Raw genomic sequence first — 22,762 nt, 5'->3', positions numbered from 1 at the left:
TCGGGGTCTTGCGGGTGGGGCCACGGCTCCGGGACCCGTCGGGGGACACGGGCCCCGGAGCCGTGGAGCTCTGTCAGACGTGGATCGAGGTGGCGCCGCTGAACCTCTCCAGGAGGGCGCGCGTCTCCTCGTCGATCGCATCGTCGAGCTTGGTGATCGGCCCGGACAGGGCGTGCTTCGAGAAGGCGATCCCCAGCTGGGTCTGCATCTCGTGGATCAGGTTGCCCTCGGTGTAGTCCAGGCCGAAGACCGTCTTCGCCTGCTGCTCGAACAGCCCGGCCAGGCGGAAGTTCAGCTCCTCCGTCGCGGTGATGATGCGTCGCATCGCCGCGTGCTCCTCGGCGTCGAAGGACGGGATGAGCTGGTCGATCACCCAGTGGTCGGTCCGGATGTGACGTTCCTCGTCCAGGTTGTGCAGGTGGAGCAGCTTGGACAGGAAGTACTGCATCTGCGGGTCGTGGGACCGCGTGCGGCGCTCGATGACGGTGATCAGCGACTCGCCGATGTACGCCGTGCAGCAGAGCGCCGCGAGCTTGACGTACGGGGACTCGTCGCCCAGGAACAGCGCGAGGCGCTCGGCGAAGAGGTTGTCGGGCAGGGTGAAGTCGGTGCCGCCGAGCTCGCGCACGTACCGGTAGAAGGCGTTGGCGTGGTTGAGCTCCTCCGAGGCGAAGCAGGAGAGCGCGTCGTGGAGGCCGCGCCCCTCGGTGAACGGGTCCTCCTTGCCCTGGACCTCGGACAGCACGATGGACATGACCGCCGAGACGTGCCGCTCGATCTCCGCGAGCTGGGCGAGCTCCTTGACCGCGTAGGCGACGGCGGCCTGCTCGTGGCCCTCCTCGGCGAAGCAGACCCGGGACAGGAAGGCCAGTTCGGCCTCGCCCCGCGCCTTCTCCCAGGGGAGGGCGTTGGGGTGGAAGGTGTTGATGTGGGCGAGTTCGTTGACCCGCTCCAGCGCCTGGGCGGTCACGCGGCCTCCACCTCGATGTAGCTGAGCGCGTTGTAGATCGTGCGGGCGGTGTCGACGATCTCCCGACGGCCGTGCATCACCCGGGTGTTGTCGATGAGGGCGACGTCGCCGTCCTGCCATTCGAGGTTCTCGGTGAGCCGCTCGGTGACCTCCTCCACCTCCGCCAGCAGGGCGGGGGCGAACTCGGTGCCGTCGGCGAACGTGATGCGGGGCTTCTCGTAGTTGGTGGAGGGCCCGAGGATCGAGTTCGCGAAGGCGATCCGGTCGCCGAACAGGGTGGACGCCGCGGCCGGCGTGCGGAACGCGTAGGTGATCCCGCCGTCCTGCTGGAGGGCGACCTCGGTGCCCGGGGCGGCGGCCGCGAGGCTCAGGAGGTGGTCGAAGGTGATCTCCTCCTGCGGCACCCGCTGCTGGAGCATGTGGAAGGCCATGGCCCGCCACTGCTTCTCGCCGACGTACCGGGAGTAGACGATGTCCTGGGCCGAGAAGGCGGCCCTGGCCTCGTCGGAGAGCGCCTCCCACACCCGGTGGCCGTCGCAGACGGTGGTCTGCGAGCCCTCCCGGGCGGCCTTCTCGGAGAAGAACCAGGCGAGGTGGGAACGGAACGGGTTGTTGCCGTTCTCGGTGTGCAGGCCGATCGGGCCCGTCCCGGCGTCGACCTTCTGGGCGACCTCCGAGTAGAAGTCCCGCGCCGGGTCGATGGTGGTGGAGACGCTGGTGTTCTTCACCAGTGCGGTGAACGACTCCATGTCGGCGCCGAACCCGCGCAGCAGGAGGAAGCCGGACTCGGCGAGCAGCTTCAGCAGGTGGTCCCGGTCGATGTCGGCGATCGAGCCGGGGCCGGCCGGCGTGATCACGAGGCCCCGGCCGTGGCCGTAGGGCGCGGTCAGCAGTGCGGTGGTCATGCGTGCTCCTCGATCAGGTCCTGCTGCAGCAGGAACTCGCGGACGGCCGGCCGCTTCGGGCGGCCGGTGACGGTGAAGCAGGTGAGGTAGCGGGGGTCGGACTCCCGCATCAGACGGATCTCGGTGACCCGTTCGACGTCGGACAGGTGCTCCTGCCCGAAGGCGGCGATCCGGTCACGGATCTCGTCGTGGTCGCCGTCGTCGTCCACGACGAACAGGCCCCGGACGGTGTCCAGACCGTCCGCCAGGACGACGGCCTCCCGGACGAACCCGAGCTGCCGGTACTGGCCCTCGACCCACTCCGGCGAGATGTTGCGGCCGCCGGCGGTGATGATGATGTTCTTCTTGCGGCCGACGATCCGGATGTAGCCGTCCTCGTCGATCTCCGCCAGGTCGCCGGTGTGCAGCCAGCCGTCCTCGTCGACCGCACAGCTGGACGGGTCCTCGACGGTGTACCCGGCGAACAGCGAACTGCTGCGGACGTACAGCTCGCCGTCCTCGGCGAGGCGTACCGAGACGTGGTCGAGCGGCTTGCCGACGGTGCCGGGGCGTACGTTCCCGGGGAAGTTCCACGCCACCACCGAGCTGTTCTCGCTCAGGCCGTAGCCCTCGTAGAGCGGGAGCCCGTACTCCTGCAGCCGGACGAGCACCTCCGGCGGCACCGGGGCGCCCCCGCAGGCGATGAAGACGCTGTCCGGGTGGCCGAACAGCCGCTCGCGTCGCTGCGCCAGGCTCTCGTCGGGTCGGGCGTCGCACACGGCGAGCAGCAGGGCCGCCATCGTCGGCGGGACCACCATGGCGGTGGGCCGGGCCGAGCGCAGCAGCGCGAGCATGCGCGGCGCGGCGTCGCCCGAGGTGCCGACCAGGGCGGTGCCCGGCGGCAGGAACGCCACCGATCCGCCCGCCAGGAAGGGCATGTACAGACCGGTGACCTGCTCCACGAGCAGGCTGAGCGGCACGATGGACAGGTACCGGTGGAACACCTGGGGGTCCGTGCGGGCGGCCAGCGAGGCCAGGAGCGACTCGACCCCGTGACGCCTGATCATCACACCCTTGGGGACCGAGGTGGTCCCCGAGGTGTGGATGATCTTGAAGACGGCGTCCTCGTCCTCGGAGGGCGGGGCGGCGGGCCCGCGCTCGCCGCGGTCGGCGGCGGACAGGAGTTCCGGCAGGTCGACCGGGAGGACCGGGCAGTCCCGCGTGAACACGTTCTCCGCGCCCCACTGCGCCAGCCGTTCGCGGCCTCGCCCGTCGACCAGGCAGGCGTCGGCCGTGGCCAGCAGCGAGGCGGCCTGCTCCGCGGAGAACGCGGTCGGGACGGGGACCTCGACCGCACCGGAGAAGAGCAGCCCGAGGTCGGCGACGACCCATTCGGCCGAGTTCTCGGCCAGCAGGCCCACCCGAGGGGCGCGACCGATGCGGGCGGCCAGGGCGGACAGTTCGGCGGCGAGCTCCCGTGCGGCCCCGATGATCTGACGGTACGTCCAGGTCTGCGAGGCGCCGCCGGTGGCGGAGAGCACCTCCACCATGGTCCGGTCGCTCTCGGCGCGGGCCAGCAGCCCGCCGATGAGGGAGGCGCGGGGCTCAGACACCGGCGAGCTCCCTGCGGCTCGGGATCAGCTTCATGTCGATGGAGTTGAAGTGGTAGCGGCCGACGCCGTTGACGAAGGACGAGGTCTGGTCGGCGATCACCGCGTAGACGACCAGGGGCTTCTGGTCGTAGAAGGTCCCCCAGTTCTTCAGCTCCTCCGGGTCGAGGCGCCCCGGGTCGGCCTCGCCGACCGGGTTGAAGATGATGCCGAGCCGGCGCTGGAGGGCCAGCGAGCGCTGCGTCGAGGTCATGACGGCGTACCGGCAGCCCCGGCTCCACAGGACGACGGCGAGTGCCTTGAAGAGTTCGGCTCCGGCCGTGGCGCGGACCGAGGCCACGGACCCCAGCTGGATGATCTCGCCACGGTTGACCGGGACCTGCCGGTGCGAGGAGATCAGGCTCTCGACCGGGACGTCCAGGTACGTCTCCAGGAAGAGCGGGTCGGCGCCGGCGACGGTGATCCCGGTGCAGGCCAGAACCTCTTCGGCACCGGACTCGGAATCCTTCTCCAGATAGGAGAGGAAGAATTCGGGGTTCACTTCGACATTTGCGCCGAAGCTGTCGGAATAGACCTTCTGGACGAGCTTGGCGGATTCCATCCACCATTTTGATCCGCGTTCAGACAGAAGAATTCTCATGAGATTCTATCTCCCCGTTGATGTGCGCGTTTCTTGATGCGGCAGCGAGGATCTCTCCGGGTCGCTGCCGGGTGAGCCGCCGCCGACCATCACTGGAGAGCGGCGACAGTGATGTCGTCGAGACCGTGCTCGGTGGCGTTGACGTGCTGATTCGCCGGCCACCCGGCCAGTGGCCCACGTGGCCCACGTGGCCCGCGCGGTGCGGCGGAAGCGGCGAAGAGGCCCAGGGCCAGCGTGGCCGGCGACAGGAACTCTGCGGATTCGATGGGTTCCGCGAACATTTCTCACCCCCCAGGGAAATGTCGTGACGCGCCTGGGGTCTGCACTCTCGCCCCCCCTGGCGATGAGGAAACCATACCGCACCAAGCGGAAGGTCCCAAGCGATTTACGGGTGGATCTCCGTGCACGCAGCAGCCGTTGAAAAATTGACTTCCCGAGCCCCGTCGGGTGCCTTCTCCATTGCCCTTTTTCGGACGATTGGCCGCGCCGCTTCCCCGATGCCTACACGCCGGCGCGGACGCGCTCGCCGACGGACGCGGACGGGGGCTCCGCGTCCTCGCTCTCGCGCACGCCGTGCCGCTGCCACCACCGGGCCATCGGGGCCGGGGCCCACCAGGCGGCGCGCCCCAGCAGGCGCAGGACGGCGGGCATCAGCAGCAGCCGCACGATCGTGACGTCGAGGACGATCGCGACCGCCATGCCGACACCGATCATCTTCACGAAGCTGATGCCGGAGGTGGAGAAGGCGGCGACCACCACGACGAGGAGCAGCGCGGCACTGGTGATGATGCGGGCACTGCGCTGGACGCCGGAGGCGACGGCCTCGACGGGGTCCCCGGTGCGGTCCCACTGCTCGCGCATCCGGGCGAGCAGGAACACCTCGTAGTCCATCGACAGCCCGAACAGCACCGCGAGCATCAGGATCGGCTGGCTGGCGTCGATCGTCCCGGTCGCGGTGAAGCCGAGCAGGGAGTCCCCGTGCCCCTGCTGGAACACCCAGACCACGACACCGAAGGCGGCGAACAGCGACAGCGCGTTCATCAGCACCGCCTTCGCCGGCAGGACGACCGAGCCGAAGGCGAGGAAGAGCAGCAGCATCGTGGCGAGTGCGGCGGTCAGCGCCATCCACGGGAGGTGGGATCCCAAACTGTCGAGCTGGTCGACGAGTTCGGCGCTGGTCCCACCGACCAGCGTGGCGGAGTCCGCCGGCGGCTGCACACCGCGGATCGCGGTGACCAGGCCCCGGGCCTCCTTGCTCATCGGGTACTGCGAGTATCCGACCCGGACGAGGGCCGAGGAGCCCGCGGCGGAGACCACCCGCGCGTCGTCGACACCGGGGACCTGGGCGACCCGCTGGGCGAACGCCGCCAGCTCCGCCCGGGACTCCGGCCGGTCGGCCGGCCGGTCGCCGTTCAGCGTCACCACGACGGACATCGGCGAGGTCAGGTTGCGGGCGAAGTCGCGGTCGAGCTTCTCGCTCGTCACCCGGCTCCCGGTGCCCTCGGGCAGCACCTTCTCGGTGACGCCGCCCCAGTTGGCCTGCAACAGCGGGAGACCGACCGCGAGCAGGAGCGCGACCACCGGCACGGCGACCAGCACCGGCTTCGCCATGACCGCGCGTGCGGCGCGGTACCAACGGCCCTGCTGGGAGCGCTCGCCGGCGTGGGAGCGCCCCCCGGCGCGGCCGGAGCCCGGCAGGGGGATCCGCAGCGCGTTGACCCGTGTCCCCAGGGCGGCGAGCAGCGCCGGAAGGACGGTCAGCGACGCCGCCATGGCGATCGCGACAGCCGCGACGCCGCCGTAGCCCATGGACCGCAGGAAGCCCTGCGGGAAGATCACCAGACTGCCCACCGAGACGGCGACGGTGACACCGGAGAAGGCGACGGTCCGCCCGGCCGTCGCCATGGTGTTGCGCACGGCGGCGGCGACCTCGCGCCCCGCGTCCAGCTCCTCCTTGAACCGGCCCACCATGAACAGCGCGTAGTCGATGGCCAGGCCGAGGCCCAGCATCGTCACGATGTTCAGCGAGAAGACCGAGACGTCGGTGACCCAGGTCAGCATCCGCAGGACCGTGAAGGACCCGAGCACGGCCACGGCCCCGATCACCAGGGGCATGGAGGCGGCGGCGAGACCCCCGAAGATCAGCACCAGGAGGAGGAGCAGCAGCGGCGCGGAGAGCGTCTCGGCGCGCGACGTGTCCTCCTTGGTCAGCGCGCTCACATCGTCGAAGACCACCGCACGGCCGGTCAGGCCGAGGGTCACGCCCTCCGCCGCGAAGGAGCCCTTGATCCGGCCGAAGAGCTCCTTCGCCCCGTCGGCGTCGGGGGCGTTGAGCCGGAGCGAGGCGAAGGTCGCGTGCTGGTCGTGGGAGACGAACGCCGGCGAGCCCGTCGTCCAGAACGTGCGGACCGCGGCCACGTCGCTGCCGGACAGCCTGCGCAGCGAGTCCTCGACGGCCGTACGGAACTCCGGGTCCTGCACGGTGCGCCCCGGGTCGCTGAACAGCGCGATCACGTCGGTGCGTTCCCCCGGGAACCGCTGCTCGATCCGTTGCGCGGCCCGCTGCGACTCGCTGCCGGGAGTGTCCCAGCCCCCGCCGCTCAGCCGACTGCCGACCTGCCCGCCCCAGACCACTCCCACGGCGACGACGACGAGGCCCAGTACGAGCACGAGCCGCCTTCGCCGGACGACCAGGTCCCCCCAGCGCGAAAACACGACACCCCCATCCCCCGGCACTGAACGCAGCGCCGGGAAAGCGCAGTTAACAGTGTTCGCAAACGCCGTTAGCTAAAGCTATCTGCGTTAATCTTGTCAAGTGCGGGCACGCGCCGGTGCCCGTCCGGAGAACAGGAGCCACATGACCGCCCAGAGCGCCGCACTGCAGGACCGGAGGGCCCGGTTGCGCGAGGAGACCATGGCCGAGATCCTCCGCACGGCGAGGAAGCTGCTGGTGAACGAGGGCCCGAACGCCGTGTCGCTGCGGGCCATCGCCCGCGAGATGGGCATGACCGCCCCGAGCCTCTACCGCTACTACGGGCATCACCGTGACCTCGTGCAGGCCCTGACGGCCACCCTCTACGACGATCTGGCGGCCCATCTCATCCAGGCCAGGGACCAGTCCGAGGACTCCACGCCCGCGGGGCGGTTCCTTGCCTCCTCCCGCGCCATGCGGGACTGGATCCTCGGGCACAAGGCCGAGTTCACCCTGATCTTCGGCAAGCCGGTCAGTGATGCGGACTGCAGCCCCGGCGATCCCTGTCATGAGGCCAGCTGGCGCTTCGGGGGTGTCTTCGTCGGCCTGATGATGGAGTTCTGGAGGGCGGGAACGATCCCGACGCCCGCCCCCGGCACGCTCGACCCGCAGTGGTTGAGTCAGCTGGAGGAGGTCCGCGAGCACGTGGGCGCGGAGCCTCCCCTGGAGGTCCTCTGCGTCTTCGTCCAGGCCTGGGCCCGGCTGTTCGGGATGGTCTCCATGGAGGCCCTCGGCCACCTGGCCTTCGCCCTGTCCGACCCGGAGCCGATGTTCGAGCACACCCTGCGCGAGATCCTCGCCATGCTCCACCCGGCTCCGGCCGGTGCGGGCTCGGAGTTCGAGGCCGGGGTGGTCACCGTTCCCGCCTGATGTTCCCGCGAGCCGCCGGCGGCCTCGGCCCCGTCCGGACCGTCGTCCTGGCAGGTTGCGGCGGCAGGCCGGCGTGCAGGCTGAACCCGACGGGCACCGCACGGCGGACGGCGGACAGCGGGGCCCCGGTGGTGCCGGGGCCCCGCTGTGGTTGCGGGCGTGGTCACGGGCGGGGGCGGCGGCGGGGTGGCGGGGGGAGGGCGGTGCGGTCGGCCTTGCCGTGGGCGGTGGTGGGGATCGCGGCGAGCGGGACGATGCGGGAGGGCACCATGTGCTCGGGCAGGTGGTCGGCGAGGTGACCGCGCAGGGCGGTCTCGTCGAGCTGGTCCGGGGCGCCGTCGGCGGGGACGGCGTACGCGACCAGGGTCCGGCCGTCGCGGAGGACCGCGACCGCGTTGCGGACCCGGGGGTGGCGGCGCAGGGTGGCCTCGATCTCGCCGAGTTCGACGCGCTGGCCGCGGATCTTCACCTGGGTGTCGATCCGGCCGAGGTAGTCGAGGTGGCCGTCGGGCGACCAGCGGGCCAGGTCCCCGGTGCGGTAGACCCGTTCGGTGCGGCCGGCGATCGGCAGTTCGACGAAGCGTTCGGCGGTGAGGTCCGGGCGGCCCGCGTAGCCGCGGGCCAGGGAGGGGCCGGCGAGCAGGAGTTCACCGGGGACGCCGACGGGGGCGAGGTCACCGGACTCGTCGACGACGTAGGCGCGGACGTTGGAGAGCGGGCGGCCGATCGGGACCAGGTCCCCGTCCTCGTGCGGGCGGCAGGCCCAGCCGGTGACGTCGATGGTGGCCTCGGCGGGTCCGTACATGTTGTGCGCGGCGGCCTGCGGCAGGGTGGCGGTCAGGGTGTTGGCGAGCCCGGGCGGCAGGGCTTCGCCGCCGCACAGCACCGTGCGGAGGGTGGTGCAGCGCTCGACGCCGGGCTCGGTGACGAACAGCCCGAGCATCGACGGCACGAAGTGCACCATGGTGACCCCGTGCCGCTGGATCAGCTCGACCAGGGCCTGCGGGTCGCGGTGGGCGTCCGGCGGTGCGACGGCCAGGGTGCCGCCCGCCAGGAAGGCGAGCAGGAGTTCCCAGAGGGAGACGTCGAAGGTGTACGGGGTCTTCTGCAGGAGGACGTCGGCGGGGCCGAGGCGGTGGCGGTCGAGCATCCCGGCGAGCCGGTTGGCGAGGGCGGCGTGGGTCAGTTCGACGCCCTTGGGCTCGCCGGTGGAACCGGAGGTGAAGATGACGCAGCAGAGGCCGTCGACGACGGCGGGCTCCGCGCGGTGGCGCTGCCAGTCGAAGGGGGCCGGGGCGGGGGCGGTGGCGGACGGTACGCCGGTCAGCGGGAGGACCGGGACCGGGTGCCCGTCCGGCAGAGGTGGCGCGGTGGCGTCGGTGAGGAGCAGCGCCGCCCGGGTGGAGTCCAGCATGGCGCGCAGCCGGGCCGGCGGGTGTTGCGGGTCCAGCGGGACGTACGCGGCGCCGGAGAGCAGGATGCCGAGGACGGCGGTGACCAGGTCGGGGCCGCGGCGGGCGGAGAGGCCGACCACAGCGCCGGGGCCGATGCCCCGGGCGATCAGCCGGCCGGCCAGGGCGGCGGCGTCGTCGAGGAGTTGGCGGTAGGTGAGGGTGTCGTCCCCGTACCGCAGGGCGATCGCGTCGGGGGTGCGTGCGGCCCGCCGGCAGATCGCCTCGTGGACGGGGGTGCGCGGGGCGGGTGTCGGGTCGGGGTTGAAGCCGAGCAGGGTCGGCAGGTCGGTGCGGTCGCTCATCCGGCCACCGCCTGGGCGGCGATCGCGCGCGGGGTCGGGGACCCGGCGAGGGCGGCGATGTCGATCGGGGTGGCGAGTGCGCGCTGGACCTGGGAGATCATCCGGATGAAGAGCAGGGACTCCCCGCCGAGGGCGAAGAAGTCGGAGTCGGCGCCGATGTCGGGGACGCCCAGCAGGGTGCGCCAGATGTCGAGGACCCGGCCGAGCGGTGCGTCGACGGAGGCGACGGGGGAGGCGACGGCGGCGGCGGCGGCGGCGGAGGGGGAGGGGGAGGGGGAGGGGGAGGCGTCGAGCCAGTGCCGGGTGGCGGCGAACGGGTGGGTGGGCAGGGCGGCCCGGTGGGCGGGGGCGCCGGCCCGGACGGCGGGCCAGTCCAGGTCGACGCCGTGCGCCCAGAGCTGCCCGAGGCCGCCGAGCAGGTCGGCGCGCCGGGGCTGCAGGGCGACCATGGCGGTGTGCCGGGCCGCGGGGATCTGCCGGGCGCTGCCGATCAGTCCGGTGCCGGGACCGACCTCGACCAGCACCAGCCGGGCGCGGTCCGCGACGGCCTCCACCGCGGCCTGGTAGCGGACCGGGCTGCGCAGCTGCTCGGCCCAGTAGCCGGCCCGGCGGACGCCGCCCACCGGCAGCAGGCCGCCGTCGACGCTGCTGACCACCGGGACGGTGGCGGGGCGGGCCGGGACGCCCGCGGCGACGGTGCCGAGGGCGGTGGCGGCGTCGGCCATCATCCGGGAGTGGAAGGCGCGGCGGGCGGGCAGCGGCCGGTGCGGCACGCCGTCGGCTTCGAGCCGTTCGCGCAGTCGGTCGATCGGGGCGACGGGGCCGGAGACCACCACCACCTCGGGGGCGTTGAGCGAGGCGAGGTCCAGCTCGTCGAGGTCGGCGAGGTGGCGGCGGACCGTCGCTTCGTCGGAGAGGACGACGAGCATCCGGCCCTCGGGGGCGCGCTGCATCAGCGCCCCGCGTTCGACCACCAGCCGCAGCATCTCCTCCGGGGTGAGTTCCCCGGCGAGCGCGGCGGCGGCGAACTCGCCGACCGAGTGGCCGATCAGCGCGGCGGGCTTCACCCCGAGGGAGAGCAGCAGCCGGCCGAGCGCGTACTCGTGCAGGACCAGGGCGGGCTGGGTGAGGTCGGTGCGGTGGACCAGTCCGTCCGGGTCGCTGCCGAGCAGCAGGTCGCGCAGGTCGACGCCGAGCAGGCCGTGGACGTGGTCGGCGCCCCGGTCGAGGTCGGCGGCGAACCCCGGGAAGCGGCGGTACGGCCAGGCGGCCATGCCGGGGGCCTCGGCGCCCTGGCCGGGGAAGAGCAGGACCACCTCGGGTCGGCGCAGCGCGGTGCGGCGGGGAGCGACGGCCAGCGCCCGGGCGGCGGAGGCCGGGTCCTCGGCGACCACGGCGAGGCGGTGCGGGAAGTGCCGGCGGTGTTCGCGGCCGGTGGCGGCGGCGTCGCGCAGCGGCAGCTCGGGCCGCGCGTCCAGGTGTGCGGCGAGTCGTTCGGCGGCGGTCCGCAGGGCGTCGTCGCCGCGGGCGGAGAGCACCAGCAGCTCGGGGCCTTCGGCCGGGGGCGCCGGTGCGGCGGCGGGCGGGGCCTCGGTGAGGATCACATGGACGTTGGTGCCGCCGAGGCCGAAGGAACTGACGGCGGCACGGCGGGGCGTCCCGGGGACGGCGGGCCAGTCGCGGGCGACCGTGTCCACGGTGAACGGGCTTGCCGGGTCAAGCAGTTCGGCGCGCGGTTGGCTCACCCCGGCGAGTGGCGGGAGCTGCCGGGTGCGCAGTGCGAGCACGGCCTTGATCAGCCCGGCCACCCCGGCGGCGGCCGACAGGTGCCCGATGTTCGCCTTGACCGAGCCGAGCGAGCAGCGGGCCCCGCCGGCCTTGAACACCTCCTGCAGGGCAGCGAGTTCGATCGCGTCGCCGACCTCGGTGGCGGTGCCGTGCGCCTCCAGGTAGCCGACGGTCGCCGGGTCGACACCGGCCCCGGCGTAGGCGCGGGCCAGGACGTCGACCTGGCCGGCCACGCCGGGAGCCGTGTAACCGACCTTGGCGGCGCCGTCGTTGTTGATCGCGGAGCCGGAGATCAGCGCGTGGATCAGGTCGCCGTCCCGGCGGGCGTCCTCGGCGCGTTTGAGCGCGACCACGCCGACGCCGCTGCCGGGCACCGTCCCGTTGGCGCCGGCGTCGAACGGCCGGCAGCTGCCGTCCGGCGACATGATGCCCTTGGGCTCGTACTGGTAGCCGGACTGCTGGGGGAGCGCGAGGTAGGCGCCGCCGGCCAGGGCGAGATCGCAGTCGCCGGTGCGCAGGCTCTGGCAGGCCAGGTGGACGGCGGTCAGCGAGGTGGAGCAGGCGCTCTGGACGGTGATCGCCGGGCCGCCGAGGCCCAGCCGGTACGCGATCCTGGTCGCCAGGTGGTCCTTCTCGTTGGCGAGCACCACGGAGAGCAGACCGTCCGTCTCCAGCACGGCCGGGTCGGCGAGCACGTGCTGCTGGAGGTAGTAGTTGTAGCCGGTGCCGGCGAACACGCCGACCCGGCCCGGCGGAGCGTCGGTGATCAGGCCGCCGGACTCCAGGGCCTGCCAGGCGGTCTGCAGCAGCAGCCGGTGCTGCGGGTCCATCAGGTCCGCCTCGCGCGGCGGGATGCCGAAGAAGGCGGAGTCGAACAGCTCCGGGTCGGCGAGGGTGCCGCGCACCGGGACGTAGCCGGGCTCGTCCAGCCGCTCGGCGGGGACGCCGGCCGCGAGCAGCTCGGCGCGGTCGAGCCGGCTGACGCTGATCCGGCCGGCCACCAGGTTCGACCAGTACTCGTCCAGGTCGGCGGCGCCGGGGAACCGGCCGGCCATGCCGACGACGGCGATCTCCTGGCTCATCTGGGTCCTCCCGTGGTCGTCGCGCGCAGGTGTGCGGCCATGGTCTGCACGGTGGGGAAGCGGTAGAGGTCGGTCAGCGGGATCGGGCGGCCGCCCAGCTGCTCCTGGAGCCGGCGGCGGACCAGGGCGACGCCCAGTGAGTCGCCGCCGACGTCGAAGAAGCCCTCGTCGGTGTCGAAGTCATCGGTGCCGAGCACTCCGGCCCAGACCTTGGAGATCAGCTCCTCCAGGTCGCCGGCCAGGACGGCGGAGGGGGTGGCGGCGGCGGTGGCCGGGGCGGAGGGGCCGGCGGGAGCGGACAGCGCCCCGAGGGCGCGCAGGTCGACCTTGCCGTTGCGGTCCAGCGGGAAGGCGTCCACCGCGAGCCAGCGCTGCGGGCGCTCGTACGGGGCGAGCCCGGGTTCGACGGCGGCGCGGATCCCGGCGAGCAGGTCGGCGGGCGCCTTGACGGCCGCGCACAGCCGCTCGGCGGCGACGAACACCACGGCGTCCAGGACGCCGGGCCGCTCGCGGATCCGGCGCTCCACGTCGACCGGTTCGACCCGGTGGCCGGCGATCTTCACCTGCCGGTCGGCGCGGCCGAGGAAGCGCAGCCGCCCGTCGGCGCCCCAGCGGACCAGGTCGCCGGTGCGGTACTCGCGTTCGCCGGAGCGCTCACCGGGGCGTTCGACGAACGCCGCGGCGGTGCGCTCCGGGTCGCCGAGGTAACCGTCGGCGAGGCCGGCGCCGGTGGTGCGCAGTTCGCCGACGGCGCCGGGCGGTACGGGGCGGCCGGCGTCGTCGGTGATCCGCACGCCGGTGCCGAACACCGGTGAGCCGATCGGGAACGGGTCGGGCACCTCGTGGGCGCCGTCGGCGTGGAAGACGGTGGTGAAGGTGGTGTTCTCGGTCGGCCCGTAGCCGTTGGTGATCCGCAGCCCGCCGCACTGCCGCAGCACCCGGCGGACGTGGTCGGGCGAGACCACGCCGCCGCCGGTGAACAGCTGGCGCAGGCCCGCGAAGGCCTCCGGCCGGTGGTCGGCGACCAGGTGGAACAGGCCGGAGGTGAGCCAGGCGTGGGTGGTGCGGGAGGCGGGGAGGAAGTCGGCCAGGCCGCCGGGGGTGGGCTCCCCGGGCGGGTGCACGACCACCGTGCCGCCGGCGGCGAGCGGTACCAGCAGCTCCAGGGTGGAGGCGTCGAACGCCAGCGGGGAGAGCCGCAGCATCCGGGCCCCGGCCGGGCGGGCGAACAGCTGACCGTCGTCGGCCAGCCGCAGCACCGCCCGGTGCGGGACCACGATGCCCTTGGGCTCGCCGGTGGTGCCGGAGGTGAAGGAGATGTACGCGGCCGCGCCGGGCCCGGCCGGTGCGCCGGTCCGCGGCGGGGCGGGCGCGGTGTCCGCCGCGAGGTCGGCCGGCGGGCACCGGGGGACGGCGGCGAGGGCCGGGTCGTCCGGGGCGCCGCCGATGCGGGCGGTCGGGGCCACGGTCTCGGCGATGCGGGTGCGGCGGTCGGCGGGAACGCCGGGGTCGACGGCGACATAGGTGGCGGGCAGGCTCAGGACACCGAGCACGGCGACGGCCTCGGCGGCCGAGCGGGGCAGCTCCAGCACCACCCGGTCGCCGGGTCGGACGCCGAGGGCGCGCAGCCGGTCGGCCTGGGCGAGGGCGCGGTCGAGGAGTTGGCGGTACGTCAGAACGGTTCCGCCGTGCGGATCGTCGACGGCCACCGCGTCGGGCTGCCGCTCGGCCTGCCGCTCGAAGCGGGTCCACAGGTCGTCCTCTCCGGTGAACTCGCCGCCCCCGCCGAGCTGGTGGAGCCTGAGCAGCTGCCCGTCGGAGATTCCGGTGACCTCGCCGAGCGGGGCGTCCGGCCGGGCGGCGAGTTCGGCGAGGACGGTCCGGAAGGACTCGGCGAGTTCGCCGGCGTCGGCCGCGTCCTGCGCCGAACTCGCGTACTCCAGGGCCAGCCTGGGCCGCCGCGACCAGTCCTGGACGAACAGCACGGCGTCGAAGACGGAGCCGTGGCAGTGGCCCTCGTGCACCCGCCACTCGCCCTCGGCGGTGTCGAAGCGGTCCGGGACCAGGTCGTGGTGGGCGGCGAAGCCGAGCTGGGCGACCGGGTTGCGGGCGGCGTCGACCTCGCCGGCGAGCGCGTCGACCACCCGGGCGAAGGGCAGGTCGGCGTCGCTGACGGCGTCGGCGAGCGCGGCCGCGGTGGCGCGCACGTAGGCGGTGCCCGGCTGCCGGTCGTCGATCCGGCAGCGGACCGGGACGATCCGGGTGCACAGGCCGATGAGGTCGGCCATGCCGGCCTCGGACCGGCCGGCGGCGGCCACGCCGAGCAGCAGGTCCGAGGTCCGGGCGCGGCGGGCGGCGGCCAGGGCCCAGGCGGCGAGCAGGACGGCGGTGACGGTGGTCCGGGCGCGGCGGGCGAGCCCGTCCACGCCCTCGGCGACGGCGGGCTCCAGTGCGAAGACCAGTCGTTCGCCGCGTCCGTCGGCCTCCTCCGCGCGGGGGCGGTCGGTGGGCAGGGTGGCGACCAGCGGGGCGCCGGCCAGCCGGGCGGTCACCCGCTCGGTGGCGGCGGTGAGCTCACCGGCGGCGTCCTTGGCGGCGAGCCGGGTGGCGGTCCACTCGGGGGACGGCGCGGCGGCGGGCAGCGCGCCGGGTCCGTCCTGGTAGAGGCGGGCGAACTCGCGCCAGAGCACGCCGATGCTCCAGCCGTCGGCCAGCGCGTGGTGCAGCAGCACGGTGAGCAGGGTCCGGTCCCCGGCGTCGGTGCGCACGAACACCACCGGCGGCTGCTCGAAGGGGCGCAGCAGTTCGGCGGCGCGCCGCCCGTACAGCTCGTGCACGGCCCGGACCGGGTCCGTGCCGGCGGGCAGGCGCTGGTGCAGCAGCCGCGGGCCGTGCTCGGGGGGCAGGACGCTCCGGCGGGCGCCCCGGCCGTGTTCGCTGAACAGGGTGCGCAGCGACTCGTGCCGGGCGGTGAGCGCGCGCAGGGCGGCCTCGGTGCGGGCGGGGTCCAGCCCGCCCGGCGGCTGCAGCGTGAACATCAGGTGGTACGACTGGTCATGGCCGGCCAGATGGGCGGCCAGCATGGCCTTCTGGCCGGGCAGCAGTTCCCGGTCGAGCGCCTCGGCGGCCGGCTCGCGCGGCGCGGGCTCGGTGCGGACGTAGTCCGTCGCCCCGGCCAGTGCCTCGGCCAGCGGGAGCGCCCCGAGCAGCCGGGCGACCTCGACGTCCTTGGCCAGTGCGCGCTGGCCGCCCGCGGTGAGCGCGATCGCCTGCAGCGAGGTGCCGCCCAGGGCGGTGAAGGACTCCCGGGGCGACCGGGCCGCCACCTCCTCGGCCGGAAGGCCGAGGAGGTGGGCGATCAGGGGCGTCCACTCGGCGAGCGGGCCGACCTGCAGGGTCATGCCCGGCCGCCTTCGGACACCCGCTCCGGCCCGACCTTCTCCGCGACGGCCAGCAGGTCGCCGAAGCGCGGGTTCTCCAGCACGTGGTTGAGCTCGACGGCGATGCCGAGCTCCTGGCGGGCCAGCATGGACAGCCGCAGGGCGCTGAGCGAGTGTCCGCCGAGGTCGAAGAAGTCGTCGTCCCGGTCGACGGCGTCCACGCCCAGGACCTCCATCCAGATCCGTTCGAACTCGGTGGCCAACGCGGTGTCCCGGTGCTCGCTCATCACAGGTGCCTCTCCTTGGCCGTGGGCGGGATGTCGAGGTAGTGGCGGGTGGGGGCGAAGGGGTAGCCGGGGGCGGGGACCCGGCGCAGGCCCCGGTCCAGTTCGGGGTCCCAGGGGCCGCCGATGCCGATCTCCCAGAGCAGGCCGACCGAGGCGAGCAGCTGGTCGTAGCCGTTGGACAGCGGTGGCGGCTCGACGTCGAGACGGGGCAGCACCTGGGTGCCGATCTCCAGCCAGGCGGCCGGGTCCGGTCCGGTGGCGGGCGGGGCGAAGCTCCGGTCGTGCTCCTCGTGCAGCCGGGCCGCCCAGTAGCCGGGGTCGACGGCCTGCTCGGCACCGACCGGGGTACCGTCCGGGGTGTACAGCGGGACGGTCGGCGCGGCGCAGCGCAGGCCGTCGGCGGGCCGGCCCAGCGTCAGGCCGATCGCGTCGGTGAAGTCCAGCACACCGGCGGCGCAGGCCGCGGCGAGGGCGCCGACGCCCTGGCCGACCAGGGCGGACGGGCGCACCCCGCGCCGCCGCAGCGCGTCGATCCAGGCCTGGGCGACAGCGAAGCGACCGGCCAGCTCCCGGGTCTCCAGGTCCGGATCGCCGTCCACGGTGCGCAGTTCGGCGTAGCCCCGGTCGACGATCTGCCGGAAGTGCGGGTCCAGGTAGTAGGTGTGCGTGCTTCCGGGCAGGCGTCCGCCGCCGGTGAGGAAGTAGCCGACGCCGCGCTCGGCCTGCCGCGCGGTGGCGCGGCGCACCGGGCGCAGTGGTTTGAACTCCTCGTCGGGCGTGCGGATCAGGCAGCCGCGCCAGGGCAGCTCGGCCCGGCCGGTGCGCAGGGTGTACCCGAGGTCGGGCAGGTCCGCGGCCGGAACGCCGGCCAGGTGCTCGTTGACCCGGGCGAGGCTCTGCGTGGCGGCCTCCTCGGTCTTGGCGGAGACCAGCAGCAGTTCGCTGCCCTCCCGGCGCCTCGGCCCGCCGCCGCGGACGGGCGGGGCCTCCTCCAGCACGACGTGGGTGTTGGTGCCGCCGATGCCGAAGGAGCTGACACCGGCCCGGCGCACGCCGTCGATGGCCGGCCACGCGTGCGCCTCGGTGGGCACGTACAGCACCGACTTGTCGAGCCCCAGCGCGGGATTGGCCTCGGTGAACCGGGCGACCGGCGGGATGGTGCGGTTCTTCAGGGCGAGCACGGTCTTGACCACGCCGACCACGCCGGCCGCGGTGTCCAGGTGGCCCATGATCGACTTGAGCGCGCCGAGGGCGACGGGTTGCCGGTCCGGGCGGTCGGTGTCGAAGACGGTGCGCAGCGCGGAGACCTCGATGGGGTCGCCCAGGACGGTGCCGGTGCCGTGCGCCTCGACCAGGCCGATGGAGTCCGGTTCGAGCCCGGCGACGGCCAGCGCCGAGCGGACCGCGGTGGCCTGGCCCTCCGGTCCGGGGGCGGTGAAGCCCGCCTTGCGGGCGCCGTCGTTGACGGCCGCGGTGCCGGCGATCACCGCGTGCACGGTGTCGTTGTCCCGGATCGCGTCCTCCAGCCGCTTGAGCACCAGGATGGCGCCGCCGTCGGCGTCCACGGTGCCCTGGGCCTGGCTGTCGAAGGTCCGGCAGCGGCCGTCGGGGGAGAAGATCCCGCCGGGCTCGTGGAAGTGGCCCCGCCGGGTGGGCGGCCCCACCGAGGCGGCGCCGGCCAGCGCGATGTCGGCCTCGTGGGTGAGCAGGCTCTGCACCGCCAGGTGGACCGCGACCAGCGAGGTGGAGCAGGCGGTCTGCACGGTGAACGCGGTGCCCTGCAGGTTGAGCTTGTAGGCGATCCGGGTGGCGGCGAAGTCCTTGTCGCTGGAGACCAGGATCTGCAGGCCGCCGGCGGACTTCACCGCGCGGGCGTTGGGCCACAGGATGTCCAGCAGGTACACGTTCAGGCCGGTGCCGACGTGCACGGCGATCCGGTTGCCGTCCGGGGCGATCGGTGGGTAGCCGGCGTGCTCCAGGGCGCTCCAGGCGCACTCCAGCAGCACCCGCTGTTGCGGGTCCATCAGGACGCAGTCCTGCGGGGAGTAGCCGAACAGCCGGCCGTCGAAGCAGTCGTAGTCGTCCAGCACCGAGCGGGCCGGGACGAAGTCCGGGTGGTCGATCACCTCGTCCGGGTAGCCCCAGCTGCTCAGCTGCTCGCGGTCGAAGAAGCTCATCGCCTCCACGCCGTGCTCGATGTTGTGCCAGAAGCGGTCCAGGTCCCGGCCGGCGCCGGGTAGCCGGATCCCCATCCCGATGATGGCGATCCGGTCCTGCCCCAGGTCGTCAGGCATGCTCGTCCCCTCTCATCAGTCGACGCCGGCGGGCGAGCTGTTCGCGGCCCTGCCGGCGCTGTGCGAGCCGTTGGTCGACGACGGGTGCGGTCGCCTCCGGCCGGAAGTGGGCGGCGCAGGCCGCCGCCGTGCTGAAGCGGAAGAGGTCGGTCACCGAGATCTCCAGGCCGATCTCCGCCATCCGTTGCTGCACCGTGATCAGGGCGAAGCTGTGCCCGCCCACGTCGAAGAAGTTGTCGCCGGGCTCCAGGTCGGGCCGGCGCAGCACCTCGGCCCAGAGCGCCCGGATCCGCTCGGTCAGCGAGTCGTCGCCGGACCGCACCGGGGCGGGCGCGGGCGACGGCGCGGTGCGCTCGGCCAGCAGCCGGCGGGTGTCGACCTTGCCGTTGGCGTTCAGCGGGATCCGCTCCACCGGAACGATCCGGGAGGGCACCATGTAGCCGGGCAGCTCCTCGCGGACCAGGGCGCGCAGCTCGCGCTCGCCGCCGGCGCCGGGGTCGGCGACCACGAAGGCGAGCAGTTCGTCGCCCTCGGCGGTGGCCACGCAGGAGCGCACACCGGGTTGGCGCAGGAACGCGGCTTCCACGTCGGCCAGTTCGACCCGGTAGCCGCGGACCTTGACCTGGTCGTCCTCCCGGCCGAGGTAGACCAGCCGGCCGTCGGGTGCCCACTTGGCGAGGTCCCCGGTCCGGTACAGGGTGCCGGGGGCGTACGGGTCGGGGCCGAAGCGCTCGGCGGTCAGCTCGGGCCTGCCGAGGTACCCGGCGGCGACCAGGTCGCCGCCGACGTACAGCTCGCCGGGCACGTTGACCCCGGTCGGGCGCCCGCGGGCGTCCAGGACGTAGCAGCGGGCGGAGGGCAGCGGCACGCCGATGTCGCCCTCCCGCACCTCGCCGAGCCCGGCGGCCGGGACCTGGGCGACGGTCACGTGGATGGTGCCCTCGGTGATCCCGTACATGTTGACGAAGACCGCGGCCAGCCGCTCCGGGTCGACCAGCGAGGCCAGCCGGGACCAGCTGAGCGCCTCGCCCGCCAGCACCACGTACCGCACCGGGGACTTGCCCGGGCCGAGGGTGTCGAAGAACGGCGGCAGCACCCGGTACAGGGCGCCGGGGGTGAGGCTGAGCACCGTCACCTGCTCGGCGTGCACCAGCCGGGCCAGCCGCGGCGGGTCGACCAGGTCGGCCTGGTCGGCGATCACCAGCCGGGCGCCGGAGGAGAGCGCGCCCCACATCTCCCAGACCGAGACGTCGAAGGAGAAGGAGTGGGCGCCCAGCCAGCGGTCCTCGGGGCCGGTCTCCAGGCCGGCCGGGGTCGGGTCGCAGAGCGCGTCGAGGCCGCGGTGGCGGACCATCACGCCCTTGGGCACGCCGGTCGAGCCGGAGGTGTGGATGAGGTACGCGAGGTCGTCCGGGTCGGGCAGGACCTCGGGCGCGGGCCGCGGGCCGTCCAGCGTGCGGGCGTCCAGCAGGGTCCGCCGCCCGGCCAGCTCGCCGGCCGGGCCGAGGGTGTCCGGCTCGACCAGCAGGACGGCGGGCTCGGCGCTCGCCAGGATCAGCTCCAGCCGCTGCTTCGGGTACTCGGGGTCGAGGGGTACGTACACCCCGCCGGCCTTCCACACGCCGAGGATCGCGGCGACCACGGCCGGCGAGCGGCCCAGCAGCAGGCCCACCCGCTCGCCGCGGGCGAGGCCGGTGCCGGCCAGCCCGGCGGCGATCCGGTCGGACCAGCGCTCCAGCTCGCCGTACGTCACCCGGTCGCCCCGGTGCACCAGTGCCACCGCGTCCGGGGTGCGGGCGGCATGGCCGCGGAACGCGCCCAGCACGGAGGGGTGTTCGGCGCGCCGCTCGGGAACGGGCGGGTTCCACCCGAGGGTGAGCAGGTGGTGCTCCTGTGCGGAGACCGGGCCGGGCTCGCCGTCGCCGACCACCGCGGCCAGCAGGGTGTGGTACTGCTCCAACAGCCTTTCGGCGGTGACCGGTTCGAACAGTTCGGTGGAGAACTCGGCGCGCAGGAACGGCGCCCGGGTGGAGACGTCCACGGTCAGTGCGAGGTCGAACTTGGCGGCCTCGATCTCGACGTCCACCTCGGTGGTCCGCAGCGCGGCGAACTCCGGCACGGTGAAGCTGAAGTTCTGCACCGTCAGCATGGTCTGGAACAGTGGGGCGTGGCTGAGCTGCCGCTCCTCCCCGACGGCCTGCACGATCTGCTCGAACGGCACGTCCTGGTTGCCGAGCGCGGCCAGCGCGGTGCGCCAGGTGCGGGCGGTCAGCTCGGCGAAGTCCGGGTCGCCGGACAGGTCGACCCTGATCGGCAGGGTGTTGACCAGGCAGCCGACCAGCCGCTCCTCGGCCTCGTCCAGCCGGTTGGCCACCGGGACGCCGATCACTACCTCCTGCTGGCGGGCGTAACCGGCCAGCAGCTTGGCGTACGCCGTGAGCGTCACGCCGAACAGGGTGGTGCCGCGCTCCTTGGCCCAGGCGGTGAGCCGGGCGACCAGCTCCGGGGCGAGGGGGCGGCGCAGCACCGCGCCGGCGAAGCTCAGCACGCTGGGTCGGGGATGATCCGTGTGCAGGGTCAACTGCGGTGCACCAGCGAGTAGTTGGCGCCAGTTTTCGAGCCGGCGGGTGTGCTTCGACCAGAGCGCTCGCTGCGCCTCGGCGTAGTCCAGGTAGCTGGGGCCGGCCGGCGCGCCCGCGCCGGTGTTGTACTCCTCGGCCAGGTCGTCCAGCAGCAGGCCGACCGCCCAGCCGTCGCAGGCGATGTGGTGCACCAGCACCACCAGCGCGTGCCGTTCCCGGTCCCAGGAGACGAGGTGGGCGCGCAGCACCCGGCCGCCGGCCAGGTCGAACGGGCGGGCGGCCTCGGCGGCCACCAGCTCGCGCAGCTGGGCGTCCTGCCCGGCGCGCTCGGCGGGGCCGCCGTCCAGCAGGGTGATCTCCGGCTCGGCGTCCTCGATCACGCGCTGGACCAACTCGCCGTCCCGCAGAGCGAACCCGGTGCGCAGGACCTCGTGCTTGGCGGCCACCCGGCGCAGCGCGTCGCCCAGGGCCGCGCGGTCGAGCTCGCCCTCCATGCGCAGGGCGAACGCCACCACGTAGGCGGGGTTGCCCGGCTGGAGCTCGTTGAGGAAGTAGAAGCGCTCCTGGGCGAAGGACGCGCGTGCGGTGCGGGTCATACCGGTTCCTCCGTCTCGACGGCGGTGTCGTGCACGGCGGCGAGGCCGGCCATCGCCTTGGCGCTGCGCCGGGCGGCCGGTCCGATCAGCAGCGCGGCGGCGCCCACCAGCGCGGCGACCGCCGCCCAGCCCCAGAAGCCCTGGGCGATGACCAGGCCGGAGAGCAGCACCGGGCCGGCCACGTTCTGGCTCGCCACATGCAGGTCGAAGGTGCCCAGGTACTCGCCCTCGGCGTGTTTGGGGGCGAGGCCCAGGGCCAGGCCCCAGGCGGAGGCGGACTGCATCACCTCGGCCACCGACAGGGCCAGGACGGCGGCGACGATCGCGGCCACCGCCAGCGCGGTGTGGTGCCAGACGGCGGTCAGCGACACCGCGAGGCAGCCCGCCGCGATCCACAGGCCGGCCCTGCGGCCGATGGCGGCGGCGCCGGCCAGGGTCTCGGCGCCCTTGCTGGCCCGGACCTGGAAGAGGATCACGAAGCCGGTGTTGATCACCAGCAGCAGCGGGACCAGGAAGGGCCGCACCTCGGTCCGGTTGATCGTCCACAGCGGCAGCACCACCATCAGCAGGCTGATGTGCGAGGCGAGCAGCGCGGACAGTCCGACGACGCTCAGGTAGCGCAGGTCGCGGATCGCGCCGAACCTGCGCGGGCGGCGGGCGGCGGGGCTGGGCGCGCCGGCCGGCAGCCCGGTCGCCAGGGCGGCCGCGGCGCCGAGCAGTACGGCCGAGACGACCGGGATCAGCACCAGCAGCCGCGAACTGAGCGCGGCGAGCGCGGCGATCCCGATGCCGACGCTGAAGCCGATGTTGAGCATCGAACGCATCATGGCGTTCAGCCGGACCCGCTCCCCGTCCGGGATGAGCGTGGCGACCATGGCGCTCTCGGTCGGGCCGGTGCCGTAGTCGAGGAAGGCGATCAGGACCACCAGGACGTAGAACTCCGCCGCGTTGGAGACCGCCGAGTACAGGCCGAACCCGACCGCGACCGCCGCGAACAGCGCGCACAGCAGGGTGCGCTTGGGCACCCGGTCGGCGATCATGCCGAACAGCACCGAGGAGACCAGCCCCGCGAAGCCGGCCGCGGACAGGCCGATGCCGACCTGGCCGGCGGACAGTCCGACGTGCAGGGTGAAGTAGACGACGCTGCCGCTGAGGAACACGCCCTTGCCGGCGGCTCCGGCGAAGCGGATGGCCAGCAGGCGGCGGCGCAGCGGGTCGGCGGGGATCAGCCGGGCGAGGCGGCCGGCGGGCACCGTGTCGTTCCCGCTCAC

Annotated in this window: 13 protein-coding genes; 1 reads left to right on the top strand and 12 read right to left on the bottom strand. The window is 73.8% G+C overall.

The genetic code is table 11. The annotated features are described in order from the left end of the window. Positions 1–73: 73 nt before the first annotated feature. The 5 genes from ACFVVU_RS26535 to ACFVVU_RS26515 form a co-directional block, all read right to left on the bottom strand. Positions 74–970 (bottom strand): hypothetical protein, encoded by an 897-nt coding sequence (locus ACFVVU_RS26535; protein ID WP_380684668.1) that lies wholly within the window; start codon positions 968–970, stop codon positions 74–76. Continuing rightward, positions 967–1,875 (bottom strand): TauD/TfdA family dioxygenase, encoded by a 909-nt coding sequence (locus ACFVVU_RS26530; protein ID WP_380684669.1) that lies wholly within the window; start codon positions 1,873–1,875, stop codon positions 967–969. Before ACFVVU_RS26530 ends, ACFVVU_RS26535 begins: the two co-directional genes overlap by 4 nt. After that, the gene (locus ACFVVU_RS26525; protein WP_380684670.1) at positions 1,872–3,467 is read right to left on the bottom strand and encodes an AMP-binding protein; all 1,596 of its coding nucleotides are present in this window, start codon (positions 3,465–3,467) and stop codon (positions 1,872–1,874) included. Before ACFVVU_RS26525 ends, ACFVVU_RS26530 begins: the two co-directional genes overlap by 4 nt. Beyond that, entirely contained in the window at positions 3,460–4,104 is a 645-nt protein-coding gene (locus ACFVVU_RS26520; RefSeq protein ID WP_387792613.1) for a thermostable hemolysin, read from the bottom strand. The genes ACFVVU_RS26525 and ACFVVU_RS26520 overlap by 8 nt, the downstream gene beginning before the upstream one ends. A gap of 501 nt (positions 4,105–4,605) precedes the next feature. After that, a complete protein-coding gene (locus ACFVVU_RS26515) occupies positions 4,606–6,774 on the bottom strand; it encodes an MMPL family transporter (RefSeq protein WP_380684672.1) in 2,169 nt (722 codons plus the stop codon). 187 nt (positions 6,775–6,961) lie between these two features. On the opposite strand from ACFVVU_RS26515, the gene ACFVVU_RS26510 reads away from it, so the two are divergent. Further along, the gene (locus ACFVVU_RS26510; RefSeq protein ID WP_387792611.1) at positions 6,962–7,726 is read left to right on the top strand and encodes a TetR/AcrR family transcriptional regulator; all 765 of its coding nucleotides are present in this window, start codon (positions 6,962–6,964) and stop codon (positions 7,724–7,726) included. Between the two features lie 163 nt (positions 7,727–7,889). On the opposite strand, the gene ACFVVU_RS26505 is transcribed toward ACFVVU_RS26510, so the two are convergent. Genes ACFVVU_RS26505 through ACFVVU_RS26475 form a run of 7 tightly spaced genes read right to left on the bottom strand, consistent with a single transcriptional unit; the run spans position 7,890 to position 22,762 of the window. Next, positions 7,890–9,482: an amino acid adenylation domain-containing protein gene (locus ACFVVU_RS26505; protein WP_387792609.1), complete on the bottom strand. Its 1,593-nt coding sequence runs from the start codon at positions 9,480–9,482 to the stop codon at positions 7,890–7,892. Further along, positions 9,479–12,352 (bottom strand): type I polyketide synthase, encoded by a 2,874-nt coding sequence (locus ACFVVU_RS26500; RefSeq protein ID WP_387792607.1) that lies wholly within the window; start codon positions 12,350–12,352, stop codon positions 9,479–9,481. The genes ACFVVU_RS26505 and ACFVVU_RS26500 overlap by 4 nt, the downstream gene beginning before the upstream one ends. Next, positions 12,349–15,753 (bottom strand): amino acid adenylation domain-containing protein, encoded by a 3,405-nt coding sequence (locus tag ACFVVU_RS26495; RefSeq protein ID WP_387792605.1) that lies wholly within the window; start codon positions 15,751–15,753, stop codon positions 12,349–12,351. Before ACFVVU_RS26495 ends, ACFVVU_RS26500 begins: the two co-directional genes overlap by 4 nt. Continuing rightward, on the bottom strand, positions 15,750–16,019 hold the full coding sequence (locus ACFVVU_RS26490; RefSeq protein ID WP_380684742.1) for a phosphopantetheine-binding protein: 270 nt from the start codon (positions 16,017–16,019) through the stop codon (positions 15,750–15,752). The genes ACFVVU_RS26495 and ACFVVU_RS26490 overlap by 4 nt, the downstream gene beginning before the upstream one ends. Continuing rightward, on the bottom strand, positions 16,019–18,313 hold the full coding sequence (locus ACFVVU_RS26485) for a beta-ketoacyl synthase N-terminal-like domain-containing protein (RefSeq protein ID WP_387792604.1): 2,295 nt from the start codon (positions 18,311–18,313) through the stop codon (positions 16,019–16,021). The genes ACFVVU_RS26490 and ACFVVU_RS26485 overlap by 1 nt, the downstream gene beginning before the upstream one ends. Beyond that, the gene (locus tag ACFVVU_RS26480; protein ID WP_387792602.1) at positions 18,306–21,491 is read right to left on the bottom strand and encodes an amino acid adenylation domain-containing protein; all 3,186 of its coding nucleotides are present in this window, start codon (positions 21,489–21,491) and stop codon (positions 18,306–18,308) included. The genes ACFVVU_RS26485 and ACFVVU_RS26480 overlap by 8 nt, the downstream gene beginning before the upstream one ends. After that, on the bottom strand, positions 21,488–22,762 hold the full coding sequence (locus ACFVVU_RS26475; protein ID WP_387792601.1) for an MFS transporter: 1,275 nt from the start codon (positions 22,760–22,762) through the stop codon (positions 21,488–21,490). Before ACFVVU_RS26475 ends, ACFVVU_RS26480 begins: the two co-directional genes overlap by 4 nt.

Source organism: Kitasatospora sp. NPDC057965 (genome assembly GCF_042887135.1).
Taxonomy (GTDB): Bacteria; Actinomycetota; Actinomycetes; order Streptomycetales; family Streptomycetaceae; genus Kitasatospora.
The sequence above is the reverse complement of the archived record's forward strand: the minus strand, read 5'-3'. Positions and strand labels throughout refer to the sequence as shown.

Bases quoted from the DNA above. Each gene is read 5' to 3' on its own strand.
- ACFVVU_RS26530 (WP_380684669.1), bottom strand. From the start codon at position 1,875: ATGACCACCGCACTGCTGACCGCGCCCTACGGCCACGGCCGGGGCCTC.
- ACFVVU_RS26520 (WP_387792613.1), bottom strand. From the start codon at position 4,104: ATGAGAATTCTTCTGTCTGAACGCGGATCAAAATGGTGGATGGAATCC.
- ACFVVU_RS26510 (WP_387792611.1), top strand. From the start codon at position 6,962: ATGACCGCCCAGAGCGCCGCACTGCAGGACCGGAGGGCCCGGTTGCGC.
- ACFVVU_RS26505 (WP_387792609.1), bottom strand. From the start codon at position 9,482: ATGAGCGACCGCACCGACCTGCCGACCCTGCTCGGCTTCAACCCCGAC.
- ACFVVU_RS26500 (WP_387792607.1), bottom strand. From the start codon at position 12,352: ATGAGCCAGGAGATCGCCGTCGTCGGCATGGCCGGCCGGTTCCCCGGC.
- ACFVVU_RS26495 (WP_387792605.1), bottom strand. From the start codon at position 15,753: ATGACCCTGCAGGTCGGCCCGCTCGCCGAGTGGACGCCCCTGATCGCC.
- ACFVVU_RS26490 (WP_380684742.1), bottom strand. From the start codon at position 16,019: ATGAGCGAGCACCGGGACACCGCGTTGGCCACCGAGTTCGAACGGATC.
- ACFVVU_RS26485 (WP_387792604.1), bottom strand. From the start codon at position 18,313: ATGCCTGACGACCTGGGGCAGGACCGGATCGCCATCATCGGGATGGGG.
- ACFVVU_RS26480 (WP_387792602.1), bottom strand. From the start codon at position 21,491: ATGACCCGCACCGCACGCGCGTCCTTCGCCCAGGAGCGCTTCTACTTC.